The organism is Streptomyces sp. Q6 (assembly GCF_036967205.1).
Lineage (GTDB): Bacteria > Actinomycetota > Actinomycetes > Streptomycetales > Streptomycetaceae > Streptomyces > Streptomyces citrinus.
This window is the reverse complement of record NZ_CP146022.1, coordinates 735,911-756,556: the sequence shown is the minus strand read 5'-3', so window position 1 is coordinate 756,556 and position 20,646 is coordinate 735,911. Positions and strand designations below refer to the sequence as shown.

Annotated in this window: 16 protein-coding genes and 1 pseudogene; 5 read left to right on the top strand and 12 right to left on the bottom strand. The window is 72.8% G+C overall.

Annotated features, from left to right (window positions below; translation table 11 throughout):
• Positions 1–93 precede the first annotated feature (93 nt).
• Together V2W30_RS03660 and V2W30_RS03655 are read right to left on the bottom strand one after the other, a co-directional pair.
• Positions 94–573 (bottom strand): SRPBCC family protein, encoded by a 480-nt coding sequence (locus V2W30_RS03660; protein WP_338693610.1) that lies wholly within the window; start codon positions 571–573, stop codon positions 94–96.
• An 86-nt stretch (positions 574–659) separates the two neighbouring features.
• Positions 660–1,487, bottom strand: a complete 828-nt coding sequence (locus V2W30_RS03655) for a DeoR/GlpR family DNA-binding transcription regulator (protein ID WP_338693608.1) — start codon at positions 1,485–1,487, stop codon at positions 660–662.
• A 397-nt stretch (positions 1,488–1,884) separates the two neighbouring features.
• Between V2W30_RS03655 and V2W30_RS03650 the strand changes: the two genes are divergently transcribed.
• Positions 1,885–4,149: a hypothetical protein gene (locus V2W30_RS03650; RefSeq protein WP_338703464.1), complete on the top strand. Its 2,265-nt coding sequence runs from the start codon at positions 1,885–1,887 to the stop codon at positions 4,147–4,149.
• On the opposite strand, the gene V2W30_RS03645 is transcribed toward V2W30_RS03650, so the two are convergent.
• From V2W30_RS03645 to V2W30_RS03630, 4 genes are all read right to left on the bottom strand, one after another.
• Positions 4,119–6,533 (bottom strand): right-handed parallel beta-helix repeat-containing protein, encoded by a 2,415-nt coding sequence (locus V2W30_RS03645; RefSeq protein WP_338693606.1) that lies wholly within the window; start codon positions 6,531–6,533, stop codon positions 4,119–4,121. The two genes, V2W30_RS03650 and V2W30_RS03645, sit on opposite strands and share 31 nt — an antisense overlap.
• Positions 6,534–6,660: 127 nt before the next feature.
• Positions 6,661–7,266, bottom strand: a complete 606-nt coding sequence (locus V2W30_RS03640) for an Rv1733c family protein (RefSeq protein ID WP_338693605.1) — start codon at positions 7,264–7,266, stop codon at positions 6,661–6,663.
• A 190-nt stretch (positions 7,267–7,456) separates the two neighbouring features.
• Positions 7,457–8,281, bottom strand: coding sequence for an MOSC domain-containing protein (locus tag V2W30_RS03635; protein ID WP_338693603.1), 825 nt, complete (start codon positions 8,279–8,281; stop codon positions 7,457–7,459).
• A gap of 63 nt (positions 8,282–8,344) precedes the next feature.
• On the bottom strand, positions 8,345–8,767 hold the full coding sequence (locus tag V2W30_RS03630) for a DUF6643 family protein (protein WP_338693602.1): 423 nt from the start codon (positions 8,765–8,767) through the stop codon (positions 8,345–8,347).
• Between the two features lie 281 nt (positions 8,768–9,048).
• Between V2W30_RS03630 and V2W30_RS03625 the strand changes: the two genes are divergently transcribed.
• Entirely contained in the window at positions 9,049–10,287 is a 1,239-nt protein-coding gene (locus V2W30_RS03625) for a TerD family protein (protein WP_338703462.1), read from the top strand.
• An 18-nt stretch (positions 10,288–10,305) separates the two neighbouring features.
• Here the strand turns inward: V2W30_RS03625 and V2W30_RS03620 are convergent, their stop codons facing one another.
• On the bottom strand, positions 10,306–11,481 hold the full coding sequence (locus V2W30_RS03620) for a glycosyltransferase (RefSeq protein ID WP_338693601.1): 1,176 nt from the start codon (positions 11,479–11,481) through the stop codon (positions 10,306–10,308).
• 58 nt (positions 11,482–11,539) lie between these two features.
• Between V2W30_RS03620 and V2W30_RS03615 the strand changes: the two are divergent.
• Together V2W30_RS03615 and V2W30_RS03610 are read left to right on the top strand one after the other, a co-directional pair.
• A pseudogene (locus V2W30_RS03615) lies at positions 11,540–12,324 on the top strand (glutamate racemase).
• A 76-nt stretch (positions 12,325–12,400) separates the two neighbouring features.
• A complete protein-coding gene (locus V2W30_RS03610) occupies positions 12,401–12,964 on the top strand; it encodes a hypothetical protein (protein WP_338693599.1) in 564 nt (187 codons plus the stop codon).
• Positions 12,965–12,982: 18 nt separating this feature from the next.
• Here the strand turns inward: V2W30_RS03610 and V2W30_RS03605 are convergent, their stop codons facing one another.
• The 5 genes from V2W30_RS03605 to V2W30_RS03585 form a co-directional block, all read right to left on the bottom strand.
• Positions 12,983–14,005 carry an O-antigen ligase family protein gene (locus V2W30_RS03605; RefSeq protein ID WP_425244662.1) on the bottom strand — a complete coding sequence of 341 codons (1,023 nt, stop codon included), beginning with the start codon at positions 14,003–14,005 and terminating at the stop codon, positions 12,983–12,985.
• Between the two features lie 212 nt (positions 14,006–14,217).
• Entirely contained in the window at positions 14,218–15,150 is a 933-nt protein-coding gene (locus V2W30_RS03600; RefSeq protein ID WP_338693597.1) for a LysR family transcriptional regulator, read from the bottom strand.
• A gap of 101 nt (positions 15,151–15,251) precedes the next feature.
• The gene (locus tag V2W30_RS03595; protein ID WP_338693595.1) at positions 15,252–17,024 is read right to left on the bottom strand and encodes a glycoside hydrolase family 3 protein; all 1,773 of its coding nucleotides are present in this window, start codon (positions 17,022–17,024) and stop codon (positions 15,252–15,254) included.
• Positions 17,025–17,035: 11 nt separating this feature from the next.
• On the bottom strand, positions 17,036–18,334 hold the full coding sequence (locus tag V2W30_RS03590; RefSeq protein WP_338693593.1) for an MFS transporter: 1,299 nt from the start codon (positions 18,332–18,334) through the stop codon (positions 17,036–17,038).
• Between the two features lie 221 nt (positions 18,335–18,555).
• Positions 18,556–19,008, bottom strand: a complete 453-nt coding sequence (locus tag V2W30_RS03585; RefSeq protein WP_338693591.1) for a MarR family winged helix-turn-helix transcriptional regulator — start codon at positions 19,006–19,008, stop codon at positions 18,556–18,558.
• Between the two features lie 144 nt (positions 19,009–19,152).
• Between V2W30_RS03585 and V2W30_RS03580 the strand changes: the two genes are divergently transcribed.
• Positions 19,153–20,604, top strand: coding sequence for an MFS transporter (locus V2W30_RS03580; protein ID WP_338693590.1), 1,452 nt, complete (start codon positions 19,153–19,155; stop codon positions 20,602–20,604).
• Positions 20,605–20,646: the final 42 nt, after the last annotated feature.

Genomic DNA, 20,646 nt, shown 5'->3' with positions numbered 1-20,646 from the left:
CCATCGCGGATCTGCGTGCTTGTGTGTGACCGCGGAGCCATCGTGGATCTGCGTGCCGGACCGGCGTCCGCTGCAAGAGCCGCCGGAGAGGCCCTAGGCGGGAGTCGAAGCGAGTCGTCGTTCCAGCGCCGCGACCGCGTCGCGGAACGCTCGGCCGAGCCCGGACCGGCCGGCGCGCAGGCCCACCCGGAAGGGCGCGGCCCCGTCCGCCGCGAACGTCCACTGCACCCGCGCCCCGCCGATGGTCGGCGTGATCCGCCACTCCTCCAACAGGGCCCGCATTCCCGGTGCGTTGGTCTCGTCGACCCGGTACGCGTACACCTCGCCGGGCTCGGCCGCGACGATCGTCTCGACGAACCGCGTCCCACCCTTGAGCCGCACCTCGCGCCGCGCCCCGTCGTCCAGCGGCCGTGCCGAGGTCACCGCGGAGAACCACTGCGGCCATCCGGCCACGTCCTCGGCGAGTGCCCGGTACACCGCGTCCGGCGATGCCGACACCTCGCGGGCGAACACGAGTCGTAGCGGAGCGGTCTCGACGAAGTCGAGGCCGACGGGCAGAAGACGGCGTGCCATGAGCGTTCAGCCCCCAAACAGGACGCCCCAACGGGCAAGCTCCACCAGCAGGTTGACCGGTCCCGGTCACCATAGCTGTCGGACCGTCAGATGTCTGTACCGGCCTCGGGCTCACCGGCGACCACGAGCCGCACGTGCTCGGAGATCTCCGCGCGCGCCTCCACCGGCAGCCCCGCGTCCGTCACGAGCGTGTCCACCTGGTCGAGCGAGGCGAACGAACTCAGGCCCACCGTCCCCCACTTGGTGTGGTCGGCGACGACGACCACCCGCCGCGCGGACTGCACGAGCCGCCGGTTCGTCTCCGCCTCCGCCAGGTTCGGCGTGGACAGGCCGGCCTCCGGGCTGATCCCGTGCACGCCGAGGAACAGCACGTCGAAGTGGAGCGTGGCGATGGCCTGGTCGGCGACCGGCCCCACCAGTGAATCGGAGGGCGTGCGCACCCCACCGGTCAGGACCACGGTGGCCGCGCCCTGCCGGGTGCCCGCGCTGCGCTGCGCCGTGTGGAACACGTCGGCGACCCGCACCGAGTTGGTGACGACCGTCAGATCCGGCACGTCGAGCAGCTGCTGCGCCAGGGCATACGTCGTCGTGCCGCCGGACAGGGCGATCGCCGAACCGGGCGCGGCGAGCGGAGCGGCCGCCCGTGCGATGTCTTCCTTGGCGGTCAGCTCCAGGCTCGACTTCGCCTCGAAGCCCGGCTCGTGGGTGCTCGCCTCGACGACCGGCACCGCGCCGCCGTGCACCTTCTCCAGCACGCCCTGCCGGGCCAGCGCGTCCAGATCGCGGCGGACCGTCATGTCGGAGACGCCGAGCTTCCTGGTCAGTTCGTTGACCCGGACACCGCCGCGACGGCGCACCTCGTCGAGGATCAGGGCGCGGCGCTGCTCCGCGAGGAGGTTCTGATTCTCGCTCACGTCCCGTCGGGTCCCTTCGGCTCGTCCTACGTGCCAGCGCATCCGCTGCGCCGTCATCCTCGCACGCCCCACCGACAGGCGTGGCACCGCCCGCGCGGCCGACCAGCGGCGCAGCGGCCGACGGATCGGGGAGATTCCGTGACGAGGGGTGCGCACGGGAGCGCTGAGCCGGGATCCTGGTGGCGTCAAGAACGGGGGACGCATCGATATGGCGCGTGAGAACAACCGCGATCACCACCGCGAGAACCACAGCAACCGCGACAACCGCGACTACGACGGCTACGGCGACGAGCACGACTACGAGTACGACGACCGCGAGAGCGGCGGCGACGCGAGGGCGGACGAGACCGCCCTGGAACTCCTGGTCCATGGAGTCGGCGGCACCACACCACAAGAGATGCTCGACGACCCGCGCACGGTGCGGGTGTCGGGAGACGAGACGGCCGCCGTCTTCCGCCGCGTCGAGGACGCCGACGCGGAGAGCAGACCCGAGGACTACCGCGGCAGACCCGTCCCCGAGGCGTACGTGTGGTGCAACCTCACGTCGGGCAACGGCTCGCGGGCCCTGTGGCTGTTGCTGCTGCCCTTCATGGTCGTCAATCTCGCCCACTGGATGCGCCCCAACGCCCGCCGCGCCCCGCGCACCGTGCGTCTGTACGGCCTCCTGGTCCGCCTGATCGGACTCACCCTGACCGTGCTGTTCGTCGCCGCCGCCTGCGAGGTCGCCCTCGACCTGACGGCGTGGCAGTGCGCGGGCACGGCCGCCTGCGCCGAGCGGCGGGCCTGGCTCGGCTTCCTCTCGGTGGACGCGCACGGCGCCGGCGGCTGGTGGAGCCCGCCCGGCCGCCGCCTCGCCCTCGCCGCGCTCGTCCCCACCGCGCTGACCGCCCTGCTCTGGTACCTCTCACACCGCACATGGAGCGCGTACGAGTCCCAGCGCCCGCTGTCGCACCAGCCCGAGCCCGACGACGGCGACACCGGGCACGCCCTCGGCAAGCCCGGCTTCTGGTACGGGCGCCGCCTGGTGGCCCGGCTGCGCGCCGCGCACACCGCGGCGGGACTGCTCACCGTCGCCGCGGCGGTCGGCACCTCCGCCGCCGGCTTCGACCGGCGCCCCGGCGGCCCCGTCCTCCTCGACGTCCTCGGCCGGGTCCTCGTCGGCGCCCTGATCGTCGGCACGCTCGTCGTCGTCGGCGTCGTCGCCGACCGAGGCCGCACCGAGAGCAAGATCGACGACACCGTCGACCGCACCCTGGTACGCGCCCTGCCGTACGGGGCACTCGCGCTGCTCGCCCTGAGCATGGTGTACGCGGGCTGGTCGCGTCCCGGCTGGCACTCCACCGGCAGGCTGCCCGGGGACATGACGTTCGGCGGGATCACCCTGGCGCAGGGCGCCCTGGTGGTCGCCCTCGCCGTCGTCGCGAAGGCCGTGCACCGCACCGCCCCCGATCACCGCACCGCCCTGCGCGGACTCGGCGGCCCCGCCACCGCGATGCTCGCCTGCGCCCTCGGCGGCGTCATGAGCGGCGGCATCGCCCAGCGGGTCGCCGACTGGCTCGACGGGACCAGCGGCCTCATCAAGGGCCCACCCGTCCTGCTGTCCTGGCAGGCGTCCGTGATCCCGCCCCTCCTGATCATCCTGGCCTTCCTCTGCGCCGCGCTGGCCGTGCGCACCGCCCGCATCAAGAAGCGCGAGACGGCGCGCGTGCCGCGCGAGTACCACCTCGACGACGCGTCCGACTCCGACAGGGAGGCTCCGGACGCCTCCCGTACGTCGCGCATCGCGGGCACGCGCGCGCGTGCCGCCCTCACCGACGAGGCACCCCTGATGATCGGCGTCGTCTCGTCCGTGACGCTGCTCCTCGGCGGACTGGCCGTGGCCGGAGCCTGGGCGACCGGGAAGGTGCCGGGGGCCGCCGCCGAAGGCTCGTACGCGATCGTCCAGGGCGGGGCCGACACCGCGCAGGCGCTCGGCTCCTGGATGATCGGGTTCGGGTTCCTGCTCTTCGTCACCTGGGGCCGGCGCGCCTACAAGGACCCGTCCGCCCGCCGCACCATCGGCATCCTGTGGGACGTGGGCACCTTCTGGCCGCGCGCCGCGCACCCCTTCGCGCCCCCCTGCTACGCCGAGCGCGCCGTCCCCGACCTGACCTGGCGCATGGCCACCTGGACGCGCGCGACCGGCGGACGGCTCGTCCTGTCGGGCCACTCACAGGGAAGCGTGCTCGCGGCGGCCGCCGCCTGGCAGCTGCACCCCTCCGTGCGCAAGCGCGTCGGACTGCTCACCTACGGGTCGCCACTGGAGCGCCTGTACGGGCGCTGGTTCCCGGCGCACTTCGGACCCGCGGCACTGACCGCCCTGCACCGCCAGGTCGACTGCTGGCGCAACCTGCACCGCAGGACCGACCCGATCGGCGGCCCGATCGACCTGCCCGGTGAGTGCGGACCCCAGGTCGACCACAAGGCGCTCCTCGACCCGCTCGCCTACGGCCGCACGGAACAGCACCCGCTGCCCGCGCCCATCCTGGGCCACAGCGACTACCAGGCGGACCCGGTCTTCGCCGAGGAGCGGGCGCGGTTGCTGGCCCGGCTCAAGCCGGACGTCCCGCGGCAGCGGCCCGAGAACGCGCCTCAGGGCAGTACCGGCAGGTCCTCCGGGTAGAGCAGCGTCAGGGCGTCCTTGTCCGGCTCGTCGACCTGGGCGACCCGGCCCGCGTGCCGCTCCACCATCGACTCGAACGTCTGCCGCGCGGTGCGGCCGTTGCCGAACGCCGGGCCCTTCGGGAGCGCCGTGAAGTACTTGAGCAGTGCTTCCGGCGTCCCGGAGGCGAGCCGGTACTCGTGGTCGTCGGCCTGCTGCTCGACGATGCGGAGCAGTTCCTCCGGGAGGTAGTCGGAGAAGGTGATGGTCCGTGAGAACCGGGACGCCACACCGGGGTTGACCGAAAGGAACCGTTCCATCTCGGCCGTGTAACCCGCGACGATCACGACGACCGAGTCCCGCTGATCCTCCATCAGCTTCACCAGCGTGTCGATCGCCTCCCGGCCGAAGTCGCGGCCGGAGTCCTCGGGCGAGAGCGCGTACGCCTCGTCGATGAACAGCACGCCCCCATGGGCCCGTTGGAAGGCCTCCTGGGTGCGGATCGCGGTCGAGCCGATGTGCTCGCCGACCAGGTCGACGCGGGAGACCTCGACGAGGTGGCCCTTGTCCAGGACGCCGAGCGACGCGAGGATCTCGCCGTACAGGCGCGCCACCGTCGTCTTGCCGGTACCGGGGGAACCGGTGAACACCAGGTGGCGTCGCACGGAAGCCGCCTTCAGACCCGCCTCCTGGCGCCTGCGGCCGACCTCGATCATGTCGGTCAGCGCCCGCACCTCGCGCTTGACGCTCTCCAGGCCCACCAGCGCGTCGAGTTCACCGAGCACGGCCTGCGACGTACGCGCGGTCTGCGGCTGCTCCTCCTGGGGCGCGGCGGGCCGCTGGTCGGGGACGGCGCTGAGCAGCCCGACGGTCTGCGTCGCGGTCTGGACGGACGGGACGACCGGCTCCGGAGCGGCACTTGAGCCCGGACGGACGCCGCCGCTCTCGTCGCTCGTGCACTCCTCGACCAGCGGCCCGTCCTCGGCGAACTCGTAACCGCCGCGCGCGCACCGCTCCGTACGGCACTTCTTGAGACTCGTGCGGCAGCCGTCGATGACGTGGAAGCCGTAGCCGCCGCTGCCCGAGACGCGGCAGCCGTGGAAGCTGCCCCGGCCGCCCGCGGACACGTAGAAGCCCGCCTCGGCGGGCGAGGTGACCGTGCAGCGCTCGATCGTGGGGTCGGCGCCCTTGGTGACGATCACGCCGGTCTGTGTCGCGTCCACCGTGCAGTTGGCGAGGGTGCCGCCGCTGCCGTGGTCGCGGAACCAGGCGCCCGTGGCGGCCTCGCGGATGCGGCAGTCGTCGAGCTGGGCTGTCGCGCCGTCGCTCACCGACACCGCCGTGTTGCGGACCTGCGACAGGTCGCTGTCGACGACATCCACGCGCGAGCCGCGGTCGAGCACGAACAGCGCGTCCGGCACGTCGTGCACCCGGCACGCCTCGAGCACGGCGGTCGCGCCGTCGCTGACCCACACCGCCGGGTAGTCGCCCGTGCTGTCGTGGATCTCGCACTGATTGGCGTCCACGCGTGTGCCCGGGTCCCACACCGACAGGCCGTTGCGCCCGAACTGCCGCACCGTGGAACGCGTCAGCGTCAGGACGGACCGCGACCGCAGGTCGATCGCGTTCTCGGGAATGTCATGGATGCGGCAGTCGGCGAGCGTGAGCACCGCGTCCGTGTCGAGCGTGATCCCGTCGGCCGTCGTGCGGTGCACGTCGCAGTCGGTGAGGTGCGCGGTGGCCCGGCCGGTGACCTGCACACCCGAGCCCTTGACCTCGTACACCTCGCAGCCGACGGCCTCCAGACCGCTGTGCTCGCCGGTCACCGACAGGCCCGATCCCGACGTGTGGTGCACCCGGCAGCGCTCCAGGCGCGGATGCGCGCCACCGCGCACGGCCACACCGGCCTGTCCGGCGGCGACGACCTCGCACTCCTCGAAGACGCCGCCCCCGCCGTCGAGCACGGCGATGCCGGCGCCTCCGGCGTTGTCGACGGTGCAGCGCCGCACGGTCGGGCGCGCGCCGCCGCGCACCTCGATGCCGGCCGCGGACCGCGTCACCACGCGCACGTCGACGATCTCCGGCGCGCCCTCCTCGACGAGCAGCGCGGGCGCCGCCGAGTCCTGCCCCTCGATGTGCAGGTCCTGCACCGTGGCGGAGGCGCGGACGGTCAGCGCGACGCCGTCGATCGGCGCGATGCGCACCGAGCCGGGGGAGCCCTCGGGCCCGCGCAGCGTCACCGCGCGCTGGACGACGAGGTTCTCTCTGTAGGTGCCCGGGGCGACGGTCAGCACGTCTCCGTCGCCGGCGGCTTCCAGGGCGGCAGCCAGCGACGCGTACTCACCTGTGCGGCGCCGCCACCGCGATGTGCCGGTGTGCGTCACCTGGACCGTGCCCTGTGCCATGGCGCTGATCTGCCCCCACCTCGTCGTACGCGGGTCGTCCTCGCGCCCTGCCCGGCGCGTGTCCTGCGAAAGGTGGGTCCACCGTAGCGTGCGTGGAGCACGGCAGTTGACCAGAGCGCAGAGCCTGTCAGCTGCCCGTGCCGGTCCTGCCCCAGTCGGGACCGGCGATGTCCCAGGCGTGGTCCCAGCGTGCGTAACGGCGCCGGACCATGCGCCACACGACCAGGCGGCGGGTGCCCTCGACGAGTCCGGTCACGGCGACGGCCGCACCGAATCCGGCGAGCACCGCGTGCGTCGCCGCGGTGGCCCGGTCGAGCGGGCGGCCCACGACCCGGCCCCGGTCGTCGGTCCACAGCGGGAAGGTGTCGCCCGCGCGCGGGGCCTTGAGACCGGCGATGACGCGGTCGCGGTGGGCCGAGCCGTCGGGCGCCGTCCACGTGGCGATCACACGGCTGTGCGCGTCCCGGGCGGTCGAGGTCTCGGGGTCGGGGTCGAGGGGCGGCTGCGCCACCTTCTTCACGACCGTCGCCGTGATCTCGTGGCGCCGGTCGCGCTGCTCCGCCACGGAGCGGTACAGCGCGTCACGGGAGAGCGAGCCCGCGACGATCCCGAGGACCGGCGCGGCCACGACGATGAGGACCAGCGCGATCAGTGCGACCCACGCCTCCGCCAGGTCGGTCCCGCGGCGCAGCGGATTGTGCCGCCAACGCCACAGCCCCATGATCGCTCGCACGGCCTGCACCCCCTTCCGCTCCCGTCATCACCAGATACGGCAGCACCCACACGCGTGCGGGGAGAAGAGAGAGCGATGTCACCCCGCTCGACGATGTCACCCCACGCGGCGCGGACGCCGATGGCTTTCGACACTGCCATTGTCGCTCAACGAGCGCGCCCGCCTGCCGGGTTCCCCTGCGGGGGGACGGTTATGCGAGGACGGTGACCGGATCGCCGATCCGGACGGTGCCGGACGATTCCGGCACCAGGTTCGTGCCGAAACAGAGCTGGTCGCCGAAGCGGCGGTGCCGGGCGAGAGTGCGCAGCGGCTCCTTGCCACGCTCCGCTGTGACCTGGTTCGTCGTCGTCACCACGCAGCGGCCGCTCTTCTTCGTGACACGGAACGTGACCTGGCCGATCGTGAGGCGCGACCAGTCGTCCTCCGCCCACGGCGCGGTGCCCGCGACGACCACATTCGGCCGAAAACGGTTCATGGGCAGCGGGCCCTCGTCGGAGTGATCACCCTGCGCGATCAGGGAGTTGAGGGCGTCGAGGGACGAGAGGGTCGTGAGCAGGAGCGGGTAGCCGTCGGCGAAGCTCACCGTCTCGCCGGGGCGGGCGTACTGCGGGTCGATGGGGCGTGCGGTCGCCGGGTCGTCGAGGTGCATCAGACGTATGTCCGACTCCAGGTACGCGCTCCACCAGGCGTGCGCCGCGGCGTCGGCGGGGACGGCCTCGACCTTGTCCTTCCACACCTCGACGGTGGCCGTCACGGACGGCTCGGGCACCTCGACCGTCAACGGCTCCATGCCTGGCGCGGACACACGGATGCCGCCGCCGGGCAGCTGCTCGGCGGCGGCCAACGCCAGCCGTGGATGCGGGCGTTGCGTGACGATCTTGCTCGCGGTGTCGACCAGCACCCAGCGCCGGTCACCGGCGAGCCCCCAGGGCTCCACGACCGCCTCATGAGGTGCGTGCCCCCGGACCGCCTTGAGCGGGTGGACGTGGATCGAACTGAGTACGGGATGCGACATGGGGCCATCCTGCCAGCAGGCACCGACAGCCCCCGTGCGGGTGGAGCGACGAGCGCGGTCCGGTCAGTAACCGCGGTACTGCTGGCGGTTGTACGGATCCTCGTACGGCGCGGGAGCCGGCCGGGGCGCGGCCGGACGCATCGCCTCGTAGCCGGTACCGGGGGCGGGGCGCTGCGGCTGGGCCTGCGGGCCGGGGTAGCCGCGGGGCGCGGCCGCCTGCTGCGGGATGTAGGCCGTCGGCGCGGCCTGCATCGGGGCGGGCTGCTGGGCCGCGTAGCCGTACTGCGGCGAGGGAGCGGCGGGGAGGGCGGGCAGTGCGGCCGGCAGCGCGGGCAGGTGGTTGCCGGTGTCGTACGCGGAGGGAACCCGGATCGGGGCGATCTGGGGCGTGCCCCGCTCTGCGACGAGGGAGTCGTAGATCGGAGTGTCCGGGAAGGACGGCGCGGAGTAGTAACCGCCGCCATAGGTGGAGCGGGGGGAGGTCATGGCACATAAGTTAAGCCCACGATGTGGTCGTTGGGGAGACCGATAAGAGGGTTCTTTTGCGTGTCGGCAGTGACGGTGTGTCCCCAATGCGAGCGAACTTGGGAAAATCGGTCGTCGTGTCGCGTTGTATTCGTGTAAAGGCCGTGATCCCGACGGGTTACCGACGGTTGCGCGGTGATCTTCGAACGCGGCTCTGGGGTCGTCGCGCTGTCGGGGAATAGGTTGACGGGACCCGTCGAGAAGGCGGCGAAGAACGGTGAACCCTGGGGGCGGACATGAGCATGGCCAAGGGATCCAATGTCGCGGTGCCGGTTCCGGCGGTGCGTGTCGAACTGGGGTGGCGTGCGGGACCCGGGGTTCCCGACGCCGACGCGTCGGCGCTTCTGCTCGCCTCCGGAAAGGTCCGCTCCGACGCGGACTTCGTCTTCTACAACCAGCCCGAGCACACGTCAGGGGCCGTGCGCCACGAAGGCAAGCGCACGGTGGACGGCGCCGTCACCGACACGCTCGCCGTCGATCTCGCCCGCGTGGAGCCGGTGATCGAGAAGGTCGTGCTCGCGGCGTCGGCGGACGGCGGCTCGTTCGGCCGGGTGCCCGGTCTGTACGTCCGGGTCGTGGACGCGGCCACCGGCTCGGAGATCGCCCGGTACGACAGCACCGACGCCACCGTGGAGACCGCCTTCGTCCTCGGCGAGCTGTACCGGCGTCAGGGCGCGTGGAAGTTCCGCGCCGTCGGCCAGGGCTACGACAGCGGCCTCGAAGGGCTCGCCACCGACTACGGGATCACGGTCGACGAACCGCAGCACGCGCCGCCCGCTCCGGCGCCCGCGGCACTGTCCACTCCGGCGCCCGCCGCGCCGCCCGCGCCCGTCGCCGAGCCCGTGCGCCTGACCAAGGTCACGCTCACGAAGTCGGCGCCCACGGTCTCCCTGGCCAAGCAGGGCGGCACCTCCGGGGCACTGCGTGTGAATCTCAACTGGGAAATGCGCAAACAGTTCAGCGGATGGGGGAGCAAGCGCGGCCGGGCGACCGCGATGCACCGCGATCTCGACCTCGACCTGTGCGCCCTCTACGAACTGGCCGACGGGCGCAAGGGAGTCGTCCAGGCCCTGGGCAACGCGTTCGGGGCACTGCGACAGCCCCCGTACATCCATCTCGACGGCGACGACCGCAGCGGCGCCGTCGCGAGCGGCGAGAACCTCACCGTGAATCTCGACCACAAGGACGCGTTCCGCCGCATTCTCATCTTCGTGACGATCTACGAAGGCGCGCGGAGTTTCGCCGACCTCCATGCGACGGTCACGCTGCAACCGCAGAACGGCGCGGCGATCGACTTCTCCCTGGACGAGTGCACCGTCCCGTCGACCGTGTGCGCCCTCGCGCTGATCACGCAGCACGGCGGCGACCTCACGGTGCAGCGTGAGGCCCGCTATCTGGTGCCCGAGCGCGGCGTCAGCCCGCAGCGCACCGTGGATCACGCCTACGGGTGGGGCATGAACTGGACCCCGGGCCGCAAGTAGAGCCGCGCGGGCGGGCGTTCACCGCTGCTCGGGCGCGGCGTCGGGGCGCGCGTACGTACGCCCCTTCCATGCCGCGCCGCGGCCTCTGTAGTGCTGCACCGCGGAATCGACCGTCATCAGGAGGTACAGGAACGCGGTGAAGGGCAGCAGCGGCGCCAGCCACAGGGTCTGCCGGTAGTAGCGCAGCATCGGGATGTACGTCCCGGCCATCACCGCCCAGGCGAGCCCGCCGAGCAGCGCGAGCGGCACACTGTCCGTGACCAGCCCGGCGAACAGCGCGACGGGCGGCACCAGATAGACGAGCGCGAGCCCGAGCACGGTGGCGAGCAGTACCAGCGGGTTGTGCCGCAACTGCGCGTAGGCACTGCGCGACACCATGCGCCACAGGTCGGCGAGGCGCGGATACGGGCGCACGCTGTCGACGTGCTCGGCGAGACCCAGCCAGATGTGACCGCCCGAACCCTTCACGGCCCGCGCGAGCGACACGTCGTCGATGACCGCCTGCCGGATCGAGTCCGGGATCCCGGCCCGCAGCGCCGCCTCGGTGCGCAGCAGGACGCAGCCGCCCGCCGCCGCGGCGGTGCGCGCGCCCTTCTTCGCGATCCTGCGGAACGGGTACAGCTGCGCGAAGAAGTAGACGAACGCCGGGACCACGAGCCGCTCCCAGGCGCTCGCCACCCGCAGCCGCGCCATCTGCGACACCAGATCGAAACCACCGGTACGCGCCGAGGCCACCAACTCCCGCAGGCTGTCCGGCTCATGGGCGATGTCCGCGTCCGTCAGCAGCAGGAACTCGGGCCCGCGCGCGCGGGCCAGCCCGATGCCGTGCCGCACCGCCCACAGCTTCCCCGTCCAGCCGGCGGGCGGCTCGCCGGGGGAGTCGATCGTCAGGGGAAGACCGCCGCACCGCTCGGCCAGCGCGCGCGCCACCTCACCCGTGCCGTCCGAGCTGCCGTCGTCCACGAGGAAGATCTCCGCCCGGCCCGGGTACTCCTGCGCGAGCAGCGACGGCAGGCTGTCGGGCAGCACGGCGGCCTCGTCGCGGGCCGGCACCACGACACACACGTCCGGCCACACCTCGGGCTCGGAACGGGGCGGCAGGCGCGTATCGGTGCGCCAGAAGAACCCCTGGCAGAGCAGCAGCCACAGCCATGCGGCGAGTGAGGCCGCGGTGAACCACACGACGACGTCCATCCGCCGCAGTCTGCCCCACCGACGCCGCGCTGTCGGACCCATCGTCTATGGTTTCGGGGTGAAGATCGCGCTCATGGACTCGGGAATCGGACTGCTCGCGGCGGCCACCGCGGTACGGACCCTGCGGCCGGACGCCGATCTGGTGCTCTCCTCGGACCCCGACCATCTGCCGTGGGGCCCGCGTACTCCGGAAGACATCACCCGGCGCGCCCTCGCCGTCTGCGAGGCCGCCGCCGCGCACGGTCCCGACGCCCTGATCATCGCGTGCAACACGGCGTCGGTCCACGCGCTGCCCGCGGTCCGCGCCCTGCTCGAACCGGCGATCCCCGTCATCGGCACCGTCCCCGCGATCAAGCCCGCCGCCTCCGCCGGCGGCCCCCTCGCCATCTGGGCCACGCCCGCCACCACCGGCAGCCCGTACCAGCGTGCCCTGATCCGTGACTTCGCGGCCGGTGTCGAGGTCACCGAGGTGCCCTGCCCGGGTCTCGCCGACGCCGTGCAGTGGGCCGACGAGGACGGCATCGACCGGGCCATCGCGGCCGCCGCCGCCCTCACTCCGCGTGACGTGAAGGCCGTCGTCCTGGGCTGCACGCACTATGAACTGGTCGCGGAGCGCATCCGCGCGGCGGTGCAGCAGCCCGGCGCCGCCCCCTGGTGCTGCACGGCAGCGCCGGCGCCGTCGCCGCGCAGGCCCTGCGCCGGATCGGCGACCGTCCGCCGTCGGCGCCGGACGCGCGCGGCGCCCTCACCGTGATCCTCAGCGGCCGTGAGGAATCGCTTCCGCAGGCCGCGTTGACGTATGCGGAAGGCCGGTCGTTGCAGGCCGTCAGCCACGCCGGGTGATCAGCGCCACCGGTCCGGAGCAGTCACGCTCCGCGAGCCGGTGCCTTCGCACCGGAACCTGAGTAGGCTCGGGTGCATGAGGGAACACGCCGCCGACGAACACCCCGGGCGACGCTCTTCCGCCCACGCGAGCGACATCTGGACCGGACGCGCGCACAACCGTGGGCAGTGGCTCCTGGCCCTGGGCGGCTTCGCCTGCCTGGCCCTGGGCATCGAGCTGGCCGTCGACAACTCCTGGGCGACCGGCATTGCCGCCCTGGCCATGTCCGTGGTCGGGCTGATCGCCGTGGGCCTGATGGTCCTGTTCGGCACGCTCGCGTTCCTGCACGTCGCGGTGAAGGTCGACCGGGACCACCTCGAGGTGCGGTGCGGGCACGTGGGCCTGCCGCGCCGGCGCATCCCCCTCTCCCATGTCGTCGACGCCGACTTCGCGCCCCGTGTCACGCCCCGCCAGTGGGGCGGCTGGGGCTACCGCTGGCGTCCGGGGATCGGCACCGCCGTGGTCGTCAGGCGGGGCGAGGGCGTGGTGCTCAGCCTCGGCGACGGCCGTAAGTTCACGGTGACCGTGGACGACGCGGAGAGCGCGGTGCGGCACATCCGCGACCTCCTCAAACCCACGGCCGCGGGCCCCGTCCTCTGACGCAGCCCGCCCCGACACTCAGTCGCGGCCGTCCCGGACACCTGCCGGGGCGGCCGCTTCGTCGTGCGACGGGTCGTCCGGGAGCGGTTCGGCGGTGGCGATGCCCGCCAGCAGGCCGACCCCCGCCGTCACGGTCGTGAAGCTCAGCGCGTTTCCGGCGGCGGCCATCGCGGCCACCGACGTCAGGGCCGCGCCCGCGGCGAGCACCACCTGGGTCGACCGGGCGGAGCGCCACAGCGCGTACAGCAGCCAGCAGTAGGCGGCCGCCAGCAGCGCGACGCCGATCACGCCCTGCTCCGCGGCCGCCTGGAGGACGGCGGAGTGCGGCTTGCCGTCGGGCAGCGGGGAGCCGGCGAGCGTGGGGCTCAGCTGCTGGAACCGGCCGGGACCCGAACCGAGCGCCGGGTCGGTCTCGGCCAGGTGCAGCGCGTCGCGCCACAACAGCACGCGGTGCGGGGTGAGTTGGCCTTCCAGGGCGGCGGTCAGGCCGGTCGGCAGGACGTTCCTGGCGAGGCCCACCGCCAGCGCCGCCACCACGGCCGTGACGAGGCCCAGGGCCGCGAGGCCGAGCGCCCTGCGGCGCATGCGGCCCGCGGCGAGCGAGCACAGGACGACGCCGACGCACGCGGCGGTCCCGGCCTCCGAGCCGACGGCGGCGGCGACCACCACGGTCCCGCCCGCCGCGACGTGCAGCGCGATCCGCACCGCCCGGCGCCCCGCCGACCAGGCGGCGCAGCACACCGCCCCCGCCGACAGGGCGAGCAGCGCGGCGGTGGCCCCGGCCCGACCGAGCGGGGCCACGGTGTCGGGCGTGGGCACGGCATGCGGAAGGACCACTACCAGCCAGAGCCCGCCGGCGCCGACGACACACGACGCGGCGACCGGAACGAGCGCTCCGCCGATGCGCCCGCACGCGTAACCGGCGGCCACCGCGAGGACCGCGAGCAGCACGCCCTCGGGCCGGCCCGCCCGTGCGGTCGCTGTGATCAGGCACCAGCCGGCACAGGCGCCGAGTACGGCGATCCCCGCCGCGTCGGACAGCCCGCGCCGCCGCCGGACGCCCGTGGCGCCGCCCCCGTCGTTCCCACCCCGTCGCCCCCGACGACGGGCCCCGTACGTGGTGGCCGGTTCTGGCCGTACGCAGGGGACTCGGGCACACGGTAACGGCTGGTGCGGCGGATTGTGAGTCAGTTGCGCAGGAACGTTTCCACGCCCGTCGCGCAAGGGGTCGGCAGGTGGGCGTGCCGGTCGGGTCACCCGGGCGGTACGGGCGCGTCGGCGTCGAGTGCCGTCGTGCGCAGGGCGGCCGCCACACGCGCCACCGGCCGGCTCACCGGTCCGGGCAGGCGGGCCAGGAGCAGGCGCCGCTGTTCCTGCGGGCCGCCGCGGACGGGCAGGACGCGCACGCCCGGCGGTACGGCCGTGACGAGTGAGGCGGGGACGGTGGTCAGTCCGCACCCCGCGGCGACGAGGTGGAGTTTGGCCAGCCAGTCGCGGGCGGTGAGGACGATCTCGGGCCGCTCGTCCAGACCGGGCCACACCCCCATCAGCCGGTCCTCCCCGGCCGACGGGCCGGCGATCCAGCGCTGCCCCCGCAGGTCCGCCACATCGACGTAGGTGCCGTGTGCGAACGGGTGGGTGGCGGGCACCGCGAGACACAGCGGGCGTTCGACGAGGGTCTGGAGCGTCAGCGGCGGCGACTCGGTGTCGGGCGCGCGGAACGGCGGTGCCGACGCGAGCAGGGCCAGGTCCAGGCTGCCCGCGCGCAGCGCACGCACCAGCGCCGGAGTGGTGCCCTCACGACCGACGACATCGAGGCCGGGGTCGCTCGCGCGCAGCGCGGTCAGAGCGCGGGGCAGCAGGACGGCGCCGGCGCTCGGCACCCAGCCCAGGCGGACCGTCCCGGTCTGCTCGGGCAGGCCGGACAGGTCCCTGGCGGTCGCGGCGATCTCGTCGAGCACGACCGTCGCTCGACGCATGACGACCCGGCCCGCGGGGGTGAGCCGGGCGCCGTCGCGCCGCCGCTCGACGAGTTCCGTGCCGGCCGCCCGCTCGATCGCGGCGATCTGCCGCGACACCGCCGACTGGGTGTAGCCGAGCGACGCCGCGGCCGCGGTGAAGGTTCCCTGTTCGGCCACGGCGCGCAGGACGCGCAGCGCGGTCAGTGACACATCGGTGAAGTCCATGATGGTCGCGCATGCTAGCCGTGCCGGACTTCCGCCGGACGCATGACGCCCGGGTCCCGGGCGTGGCGGCCCTCGGCGCCGCGCGTCATCGCGTCATCGCGTCACAGGGACAGTCCCGCTCCGTACGGGAACAGCGGGTCCTCCGTGTCGTCGGGGACGTCGGGGCGCGAGGCGCGGACGGCGTCCATCGAGCGGGGCAGCTCGAAGGGGAGCCGCCCCTGCGGCGCGGCGCGGCCGAACGCCACGTCCAGGAGTGCGGCGTCGCTCGCGCCGTAGTCGGCGACGAGGGCGGCGGCCCGCTCCGCGATCTCCGGGATGACCGCCGCCCGTTCCAGGGTCACGCAGACGACGGTCGGGACCGTGTCCAGCAGGGCGAGGATCGGCTTCAGCTCCTCGTCCGAGAAGGCCAGGGTGCCGGAGTGGAAGAACGACTCGAAACGGTTCGCGCGCGGTTCGTACGGCGTGCGCAGCCGCAGGACCGCGAGGTCCGCCTCGGCCGGGTCGGTCACCAACGTGCCGTACTCCGCCGCCACTTCGCCCGCCACGTTCTCGACGTACAGCTTGGGGCGTCCGGTCACCGGCAGCGTCGCGCCGGAGTTGGCGAGCAGGGTCAGCGAACGGCGCTGGGCCCGCGCGCCCGCCTCGGCGAAGTCGGCGCGGCCCACCGTCTCGGCGGCCATGTCGGCATCGACGTACGGATCGTCGAAGAGTCCCAGGACGAACTTCTCGCGCAGGATCCGGCGCAGCGACGCGTCCAGTCGGTCCGCGGGGACCCGTCCCGACTCGACGAGCTCGATGATCAGGTCCGTACGGGACTCGCCGCCGAACTGGTCGCAGCCGGCCTCCAGTACGCGGGCCGCGCGCTGGAGTTCGGTCAGTGACTCCAGGCCCCAGGCGCGTGCCTCGTGCGTCTCGCCGAAGATCTCCGCGTCGCTGATCAGGCCCCAGTCGGTGCAGACGATCCCGTCGAAGCCGAGCCGGTCCCTCAACAGCCCCTGAACGACACCCTTGTTGAAGCCGAACCCGACGGCCTCCCAGTCGGTGCCGACCGGCCGCCCGTAGGACGGCATCATCTGCGCGCATCCGGCGGCGATGGCCGCCTTGAAGGGTTCGAGGTGCAGGTCGCGCATGCCGCCGGGGTAGACCTGCTCCTTGCCCCAGGGGAAGTGCGGGTCCTCGCCGTCGAGTTGGGGGCCGCCGCCCGGGAAGTGCTTGACCATCGCGGACACCGACCGCCTGCCCAGTGTGTCGCCCTGGAGCCCGTGGACGTAGGCGCGTACGAGCCGTGAGGTGAGGGCCGCGTCCGAGCCGAAGGTGCCGCTCTGGCGGGACCAGCGCGGCTCCGTGGCCAGGTCGATCTGCGGGTGCAGCGCGACACGGAAGCCGACGGCGAGGTACTCGCGGCGGACCGTGTCGGCGAACTCGTGCACCAGTTTCGGGTCGCGGAGGGCCGCGAGGCCGAGGGGCTCGGGCCAGGCGGAGAAGGCGCCCGCGTTGAAGGACGCGCCGACGTTGTCGGTGAAGGCGTGGCGCGGGTCGGTGGAGAGCGTGACCGGGATGCCGAGCCGGGTGTCGGCGGCCATCGACTGGAGCGTGTTGTGCCAGCGCGCCATGGCACCGGGCTCGTACGTCCCCATCAGGTTGAAATGGGTCAGGAACCGGTCGTGCAGCAGGGACGTGGTGTCCAGCGGGATGACACCGGCGTCGCCCCTCTCGACCGTGGAGCCGTCCGGCCTCATGGCGAGCATGGTGTGGAAGAGCTGGCCGGCCTTCTCGGCGAGCGTCATCCGGGAGAGCAGGTCCTCGACCCGCCGGGGGACGGGCAATTCGGGGTTCTGGTAGTCGTGGCCTTCGTTGCGGACCGTGAACTTCATTGCTGGTGGCCTTACTTGACGCTGCGGATGAACTGGACGGCGAACGCGCCGAGCACGCACGCGACACCGCCGAAGAGGAAGAGGGCGCCGTAGTTCCCGCCCGCGCCGAGTGCGAGGAAGGCCGGGGCCACGATCGGGACGAGCGACTGGGGGAGCGCGTTGCCGATGTTGAGGACACCCATGTCGCGGGCCGCCTGCTCGGGGTCGGGCAGTACGGCGGCGGCGAGGGCCACGTCGACGGAGAGATAGAGCCCCTCGCCGAAACCGAAGACGGCCACGGCGAGCAGGAACATGGGGAACGAGTACGCCGTGGCGAGCAGCGCGAGCCCCACCGCGATGATCAGCGACGCGCCGAGCACGTACGGCTTGCGGCGACCCGAGCGGTCGGAGAGCTGTCCGCCGGCGACCGACCCCACGACGACCGTGGCGACCATGACGAGCGTCCCCAGGAAGAGCTTGTTCGCGACCTGCTCGTCGTCGTAACCGAGGCGGTCCATCAGGAAGTACGCCTGGTACGAGGTGACGCAGGAGATCCCGACGAAGACGAGGAAGCGGCCCGCGAAGTTCCACGCGAAGTCGGGGTGCCTGCGCGGGCTGACCCAGAAGCTGCGCAGGAACTCGCGGAAGCTGTACGGGGCGAACGCGCCGGGGCGGGCCGGGCGGTCCTTCATCACCGCGCAGAGCACGACCACACCGGCGATGCCCAGCAGGCCCGGGATCAGGAAGGCGAGGGCGAGGTGCGCGCTGAAGGCGTTGGCGAGACCGCTGCCCGCGATCATCGACAGGGACGTCATCATGCCGACGGTGCCGGAGACGCGGGCCCGCTGATGCTCGGGAACGAAGTCGGGGATGCTCGCGGTGACGGCGGTCAGGGCCGCGTTGCCGCCGATCTGGGCGAGCGCCCAGCCGAGCATCAGCACCGGGACGCTGCCGCCGAGCGCCACGACGGCGAGACCGAGGAACGCGACGAGGACGCCGCCGAGCAGCCACGGCCTGCGCCGGCCGAAGCGGGACGTGGTGCGGTCGGAGAGGCCGCCCATCACCGGGTTGGCGATCATCGCCAGCACCGCGCCGAGGGAGAGCACCTGGCCGAGGGCGGCGCCCCGGTCGTCCTCGGGGACGATCTGCGCCACGCGCAGGGCGAGGGTCACCATCACCGGGGTGAGCAGGGTGGCCATGACACCGAACTGGGCGAGTGCGAGGCCGAGGACCAGCCGGCCCGGGGCGTTCTCCGGGGGCGCGGGCCGTGCGGGGCTCGCGGAGCCCGGGGGAGACACGGTGCCGGACGCGGAGTCGGGGATGACAGCCATGGCGGCTCTCCTGAGGGGACGGGGGCGGCTTCCTTGCCGCCTGCGTGGCCAGCGTAAACACCAAAAGCGAGTAGGTAGTAGGTTTTGGTGAAGTGGCCTGGATCACACAGCTCGATCACGCCGCTGGATGGCTCGACCGCAGGGTCGGCGCGCACGAGAAGAGCCCGCCCCGGCGGTGCGGGGCGGGCTCGTGTGCGGGTTCGGGTGTGCGGAGGGGATGCTCAGGAGCGCGGCCACGGCTGGCCGCTGAGGCGCTCCACGCTCGTGTTGAACCGTTGCAGGTACTCGGCGAAGGTCTTCACGTCGTCGGGCGACCAGTCCTCGAAGACCGAGTCCAGGTCCTTGATGTGCGCCGCGCGCTCGTCGTCCAGTTCCCGCTCGCCCTGCTCGGTCAGCCGGAACTTGCGGGCCATCCCGCCCTCGGGGTCCGGGATCCGCTCGAGGAGTCCGGCCTTCACCGCGCTCGCGGTCTGGCGGTTGAGCGTGGAGGCGTCGAGCAGGAACGCCTCGCTGAGCTGGCCGATCGACATCGGTCCCTGCACCCGGATGCGGCTCAGCAAGATGTACGCGCTGCGCTCCATGCGGCCCTCGTGATGGCGGCGCTTGGTGCTGCTGAACTGGTGCCTGCCGAGCACCATGTGCTCGAACTCGACCAGGTGCGATGGCTTTTCCATGGGCGTGCGTCCTCCTGGCCCGACCGTATCCCAGGGCCTCGCGGCGCATGAAATATGTGTGATGCATAGAGTATGTATGATGCACATCCTCTCGCGTCGTGAAGCGACGGGGAGCCCCGAACCCAGGAGATTGAGGAGTCCGTCATGGATGCCCCCCAGACGAGCGGCAGGTCGGGCGGCATCGTCGCCACCCTCGCGCTCGCCGGCACCGTCGCAGCGATCATGCAGACACTGGTGACACCGCTCATCGCCGAACTGCCGCAGATCCTCGACACGTCGTCCTCGAACGCGGCGTGGGTGGTCACGGTCACCCTGCTCGTCGCCGGTGTCTGCGTGCCCGTGTCCGGTCGCCTCGGCGACCTCATAGGGAAGCGGCGCACGATGCTCATCTGCGTCGTCCCGCTCATCATCGGCTCGGTGGTGTGCGCGCTCTCGTCGTCCGTCGTCCCGATGATCGTCGGGCGTGGCCTGCAAGGCATGGGGATGGGCATGGTGCCGCTCGGCATCGCGCTGCTGCGCGACGTCGTGCCCACCGAGAAGCTCAGCGGTTCCATCGCGCTGGTCAGCGCCTCCATGGGTATCGGCGGCGCGATCGGCCTGCCGATCGCCGCCGCGGTCGCGCAGTACGCGAACTGGCGGGTGCTGTTCTGGGGCTCGGCGGTGCTCGCCCTGGGGATCGGCGTACTGATCTTCGCCGTCGTACCGGACGTCCCGGCCGGCGCCAAGGGCCAGCGCTTCGACGCCGTCGGCGCCGTCGGCCTCGCCATCGGTCTCGTCTCGCTGCTCCTCGGCATCTCCAAGGGCGCCGACTGGGGCTGGACCTCGGGCACGACGCTCGGCCTGCTCGCCCTCGCCGTCGTCGCGCTGCTCGCCTGGGGCTTCTGGGAGCTGCGCACCCGTGACCCGCTGATCGACCTGCGCACCACCGCCCGCCCGCGCGTGCTCTTCACCAACGCCGCGTCGGTCCTCATCGGCGTCGGCATGTACTCGTTCATGCTGATCGCCCCGCAGCTGCTCCAGTTCCCCGAGGCCACCGGCTACGGGCTCGGGCAGCCGATGCTGGCGGCCGGTCTGTGGATCGCGCCCGGCGGCATCATGATGATGCTGATCTCTCCGCTCGGCGGAAAGCTGATCAACGCCCGCGGCCCGAAGACCGCGCTCATCGCCGGCGCCGTCGTGATCGCCGTCGGCTACGCGGCCGCGCTGCCGCTCATGGGCACGGCCTGGGGCATCATGCTCGCCGGCATCGTCATCAACAGCGGTGTCGCGCTCGCCTACGGCGCCATGCCCGCCCTGATCATGAGCTCCGTGCCGCTGTCGGAGACCGCCGCGGCCAACGGCTTCAACACCCTGATGCGCTCGCTCGGCACGACGATCGGCTCCGCCGTGGTCGGCGTCGTCCTGGCGCAGATGACCGTCGGCATGGGCGGCTACACGATCCCCTCCGAGGGCGGCTTCCGTACCGGCCTGATGATCGGCTGCGGGGTGGCCCTCGCGTCCGCCGCCGTCGCCGCGTTCATCCCGGCGCTGCGCAAGCCGGAAGCGGCCGAGGCCGCGGCACCGGCCGGCGCCGACCCGGCGCGCGCCGGCGCCTGAACCTCCTGCGCCGGGCCGGTCTTCCGGTCCGGCCTTCCGTAC

What these genes read in the sequence shown, in the direction of transcription:
- V2W30_RS03660 (WP_338693610.1), bottom strand. Translation starts at nt 573, where the DNA reads ATGGCACGCCGTCTTCTGCCCGTCGGCCTCGACTTCGTCGAGACCGCT.
- V2W30_RS03650 (WP_338703464.1), top strand. Translation starts at nt 1,885, where the DNA reads ATGCTCGACGACCCGCGCACGGTGCGGGTGTCGGGAGACGAGACGGCC.
- V2W30_RS03645 (WP_338693606.1), bottom strand. Translation starts at nt 6,533, where the DNA reads ATGGCACAGGGCACGGTCCAGGTGACGCACACCGGCACATCGCGGTGG.
- V2W30_RS03635 (WP_338693603.1), bottom strand. Translation starts at nt 8,281, where the DNA reads ATGTCGCATCCCGTACTCAGTTCGATCCACGTCCACCCGCTCAAGGCG.
- V2W30_RS03630 (WP_338693602.1), bottom strand. Translation starts at nt 8,767, where the DNA reads ATGACCTCCCCCCGCTCCACCTATGGCGGCGGTTACTACTCCGCGCCG.
- V2W30_RS03625 (WP_338703462.1), top strand. Translation starts at nt 9,049, where the DNA reads ATGGCCAAGGGATCCAATGTCGCGGTGCCGGTTCCGGCGGTGCGTGTC.
- V2W30_RS03620 (WP_338693601.1), bottom strand. Translation starts at nt 11,481, where the DNA reads ATGGACGTCGTCGTGTGGTTCACCGCGGCCTCACTCGCCGCATGGCTG.
- V2W30_RS03610 (WP_338693599.1), top strand. Translation starts at nt 12,401, where the DNA reads ATGAGGGAACACGCCGCCGACGAACACCCCGGGCGACGCTCTTCCGCC.
- V2W30_RS03600 (WP_338693597.1), bottom strand. Translation starts at nt 15,150, where the DNA reads ATGGACTTCACCGATGTGTCACTGACCGCGCTGCGCGTCCTGCGCGCC.
- V2W30_RS03595 (WP_338693595.1), bottom strand. Translation starts at nt 17,024, where the DNA reads ATGAAGTTCACGGTCCGCAACGAAGGCCACGACTACCAGAACCCCGAA.
- V2W30_RS03590 (WP_338693593.1), bottom strand. Translation starts at nt 18,334, where the DNA reads ATGGCTGTCATCCCCGACTCCGCGTCCGGCACCGTGTCTCCCCCGGGC.
- V2W30_RS03585 (WP_338693591.1), bottom strand. Translation starts at nt 19,008, where the DNA reads ATGGAAAAGCCATCGCACCTGGTCGAGTTCGAGCACATGGTGCTCGGC.
- V2W30_RS03580 (WP_338693590.1), top strand. Translation starts at nt 19,153, where the DNA reads ATGGATGCCCCCCAGACGAGCGGCAGGTCGGGCGGCATCGTCGCCACC.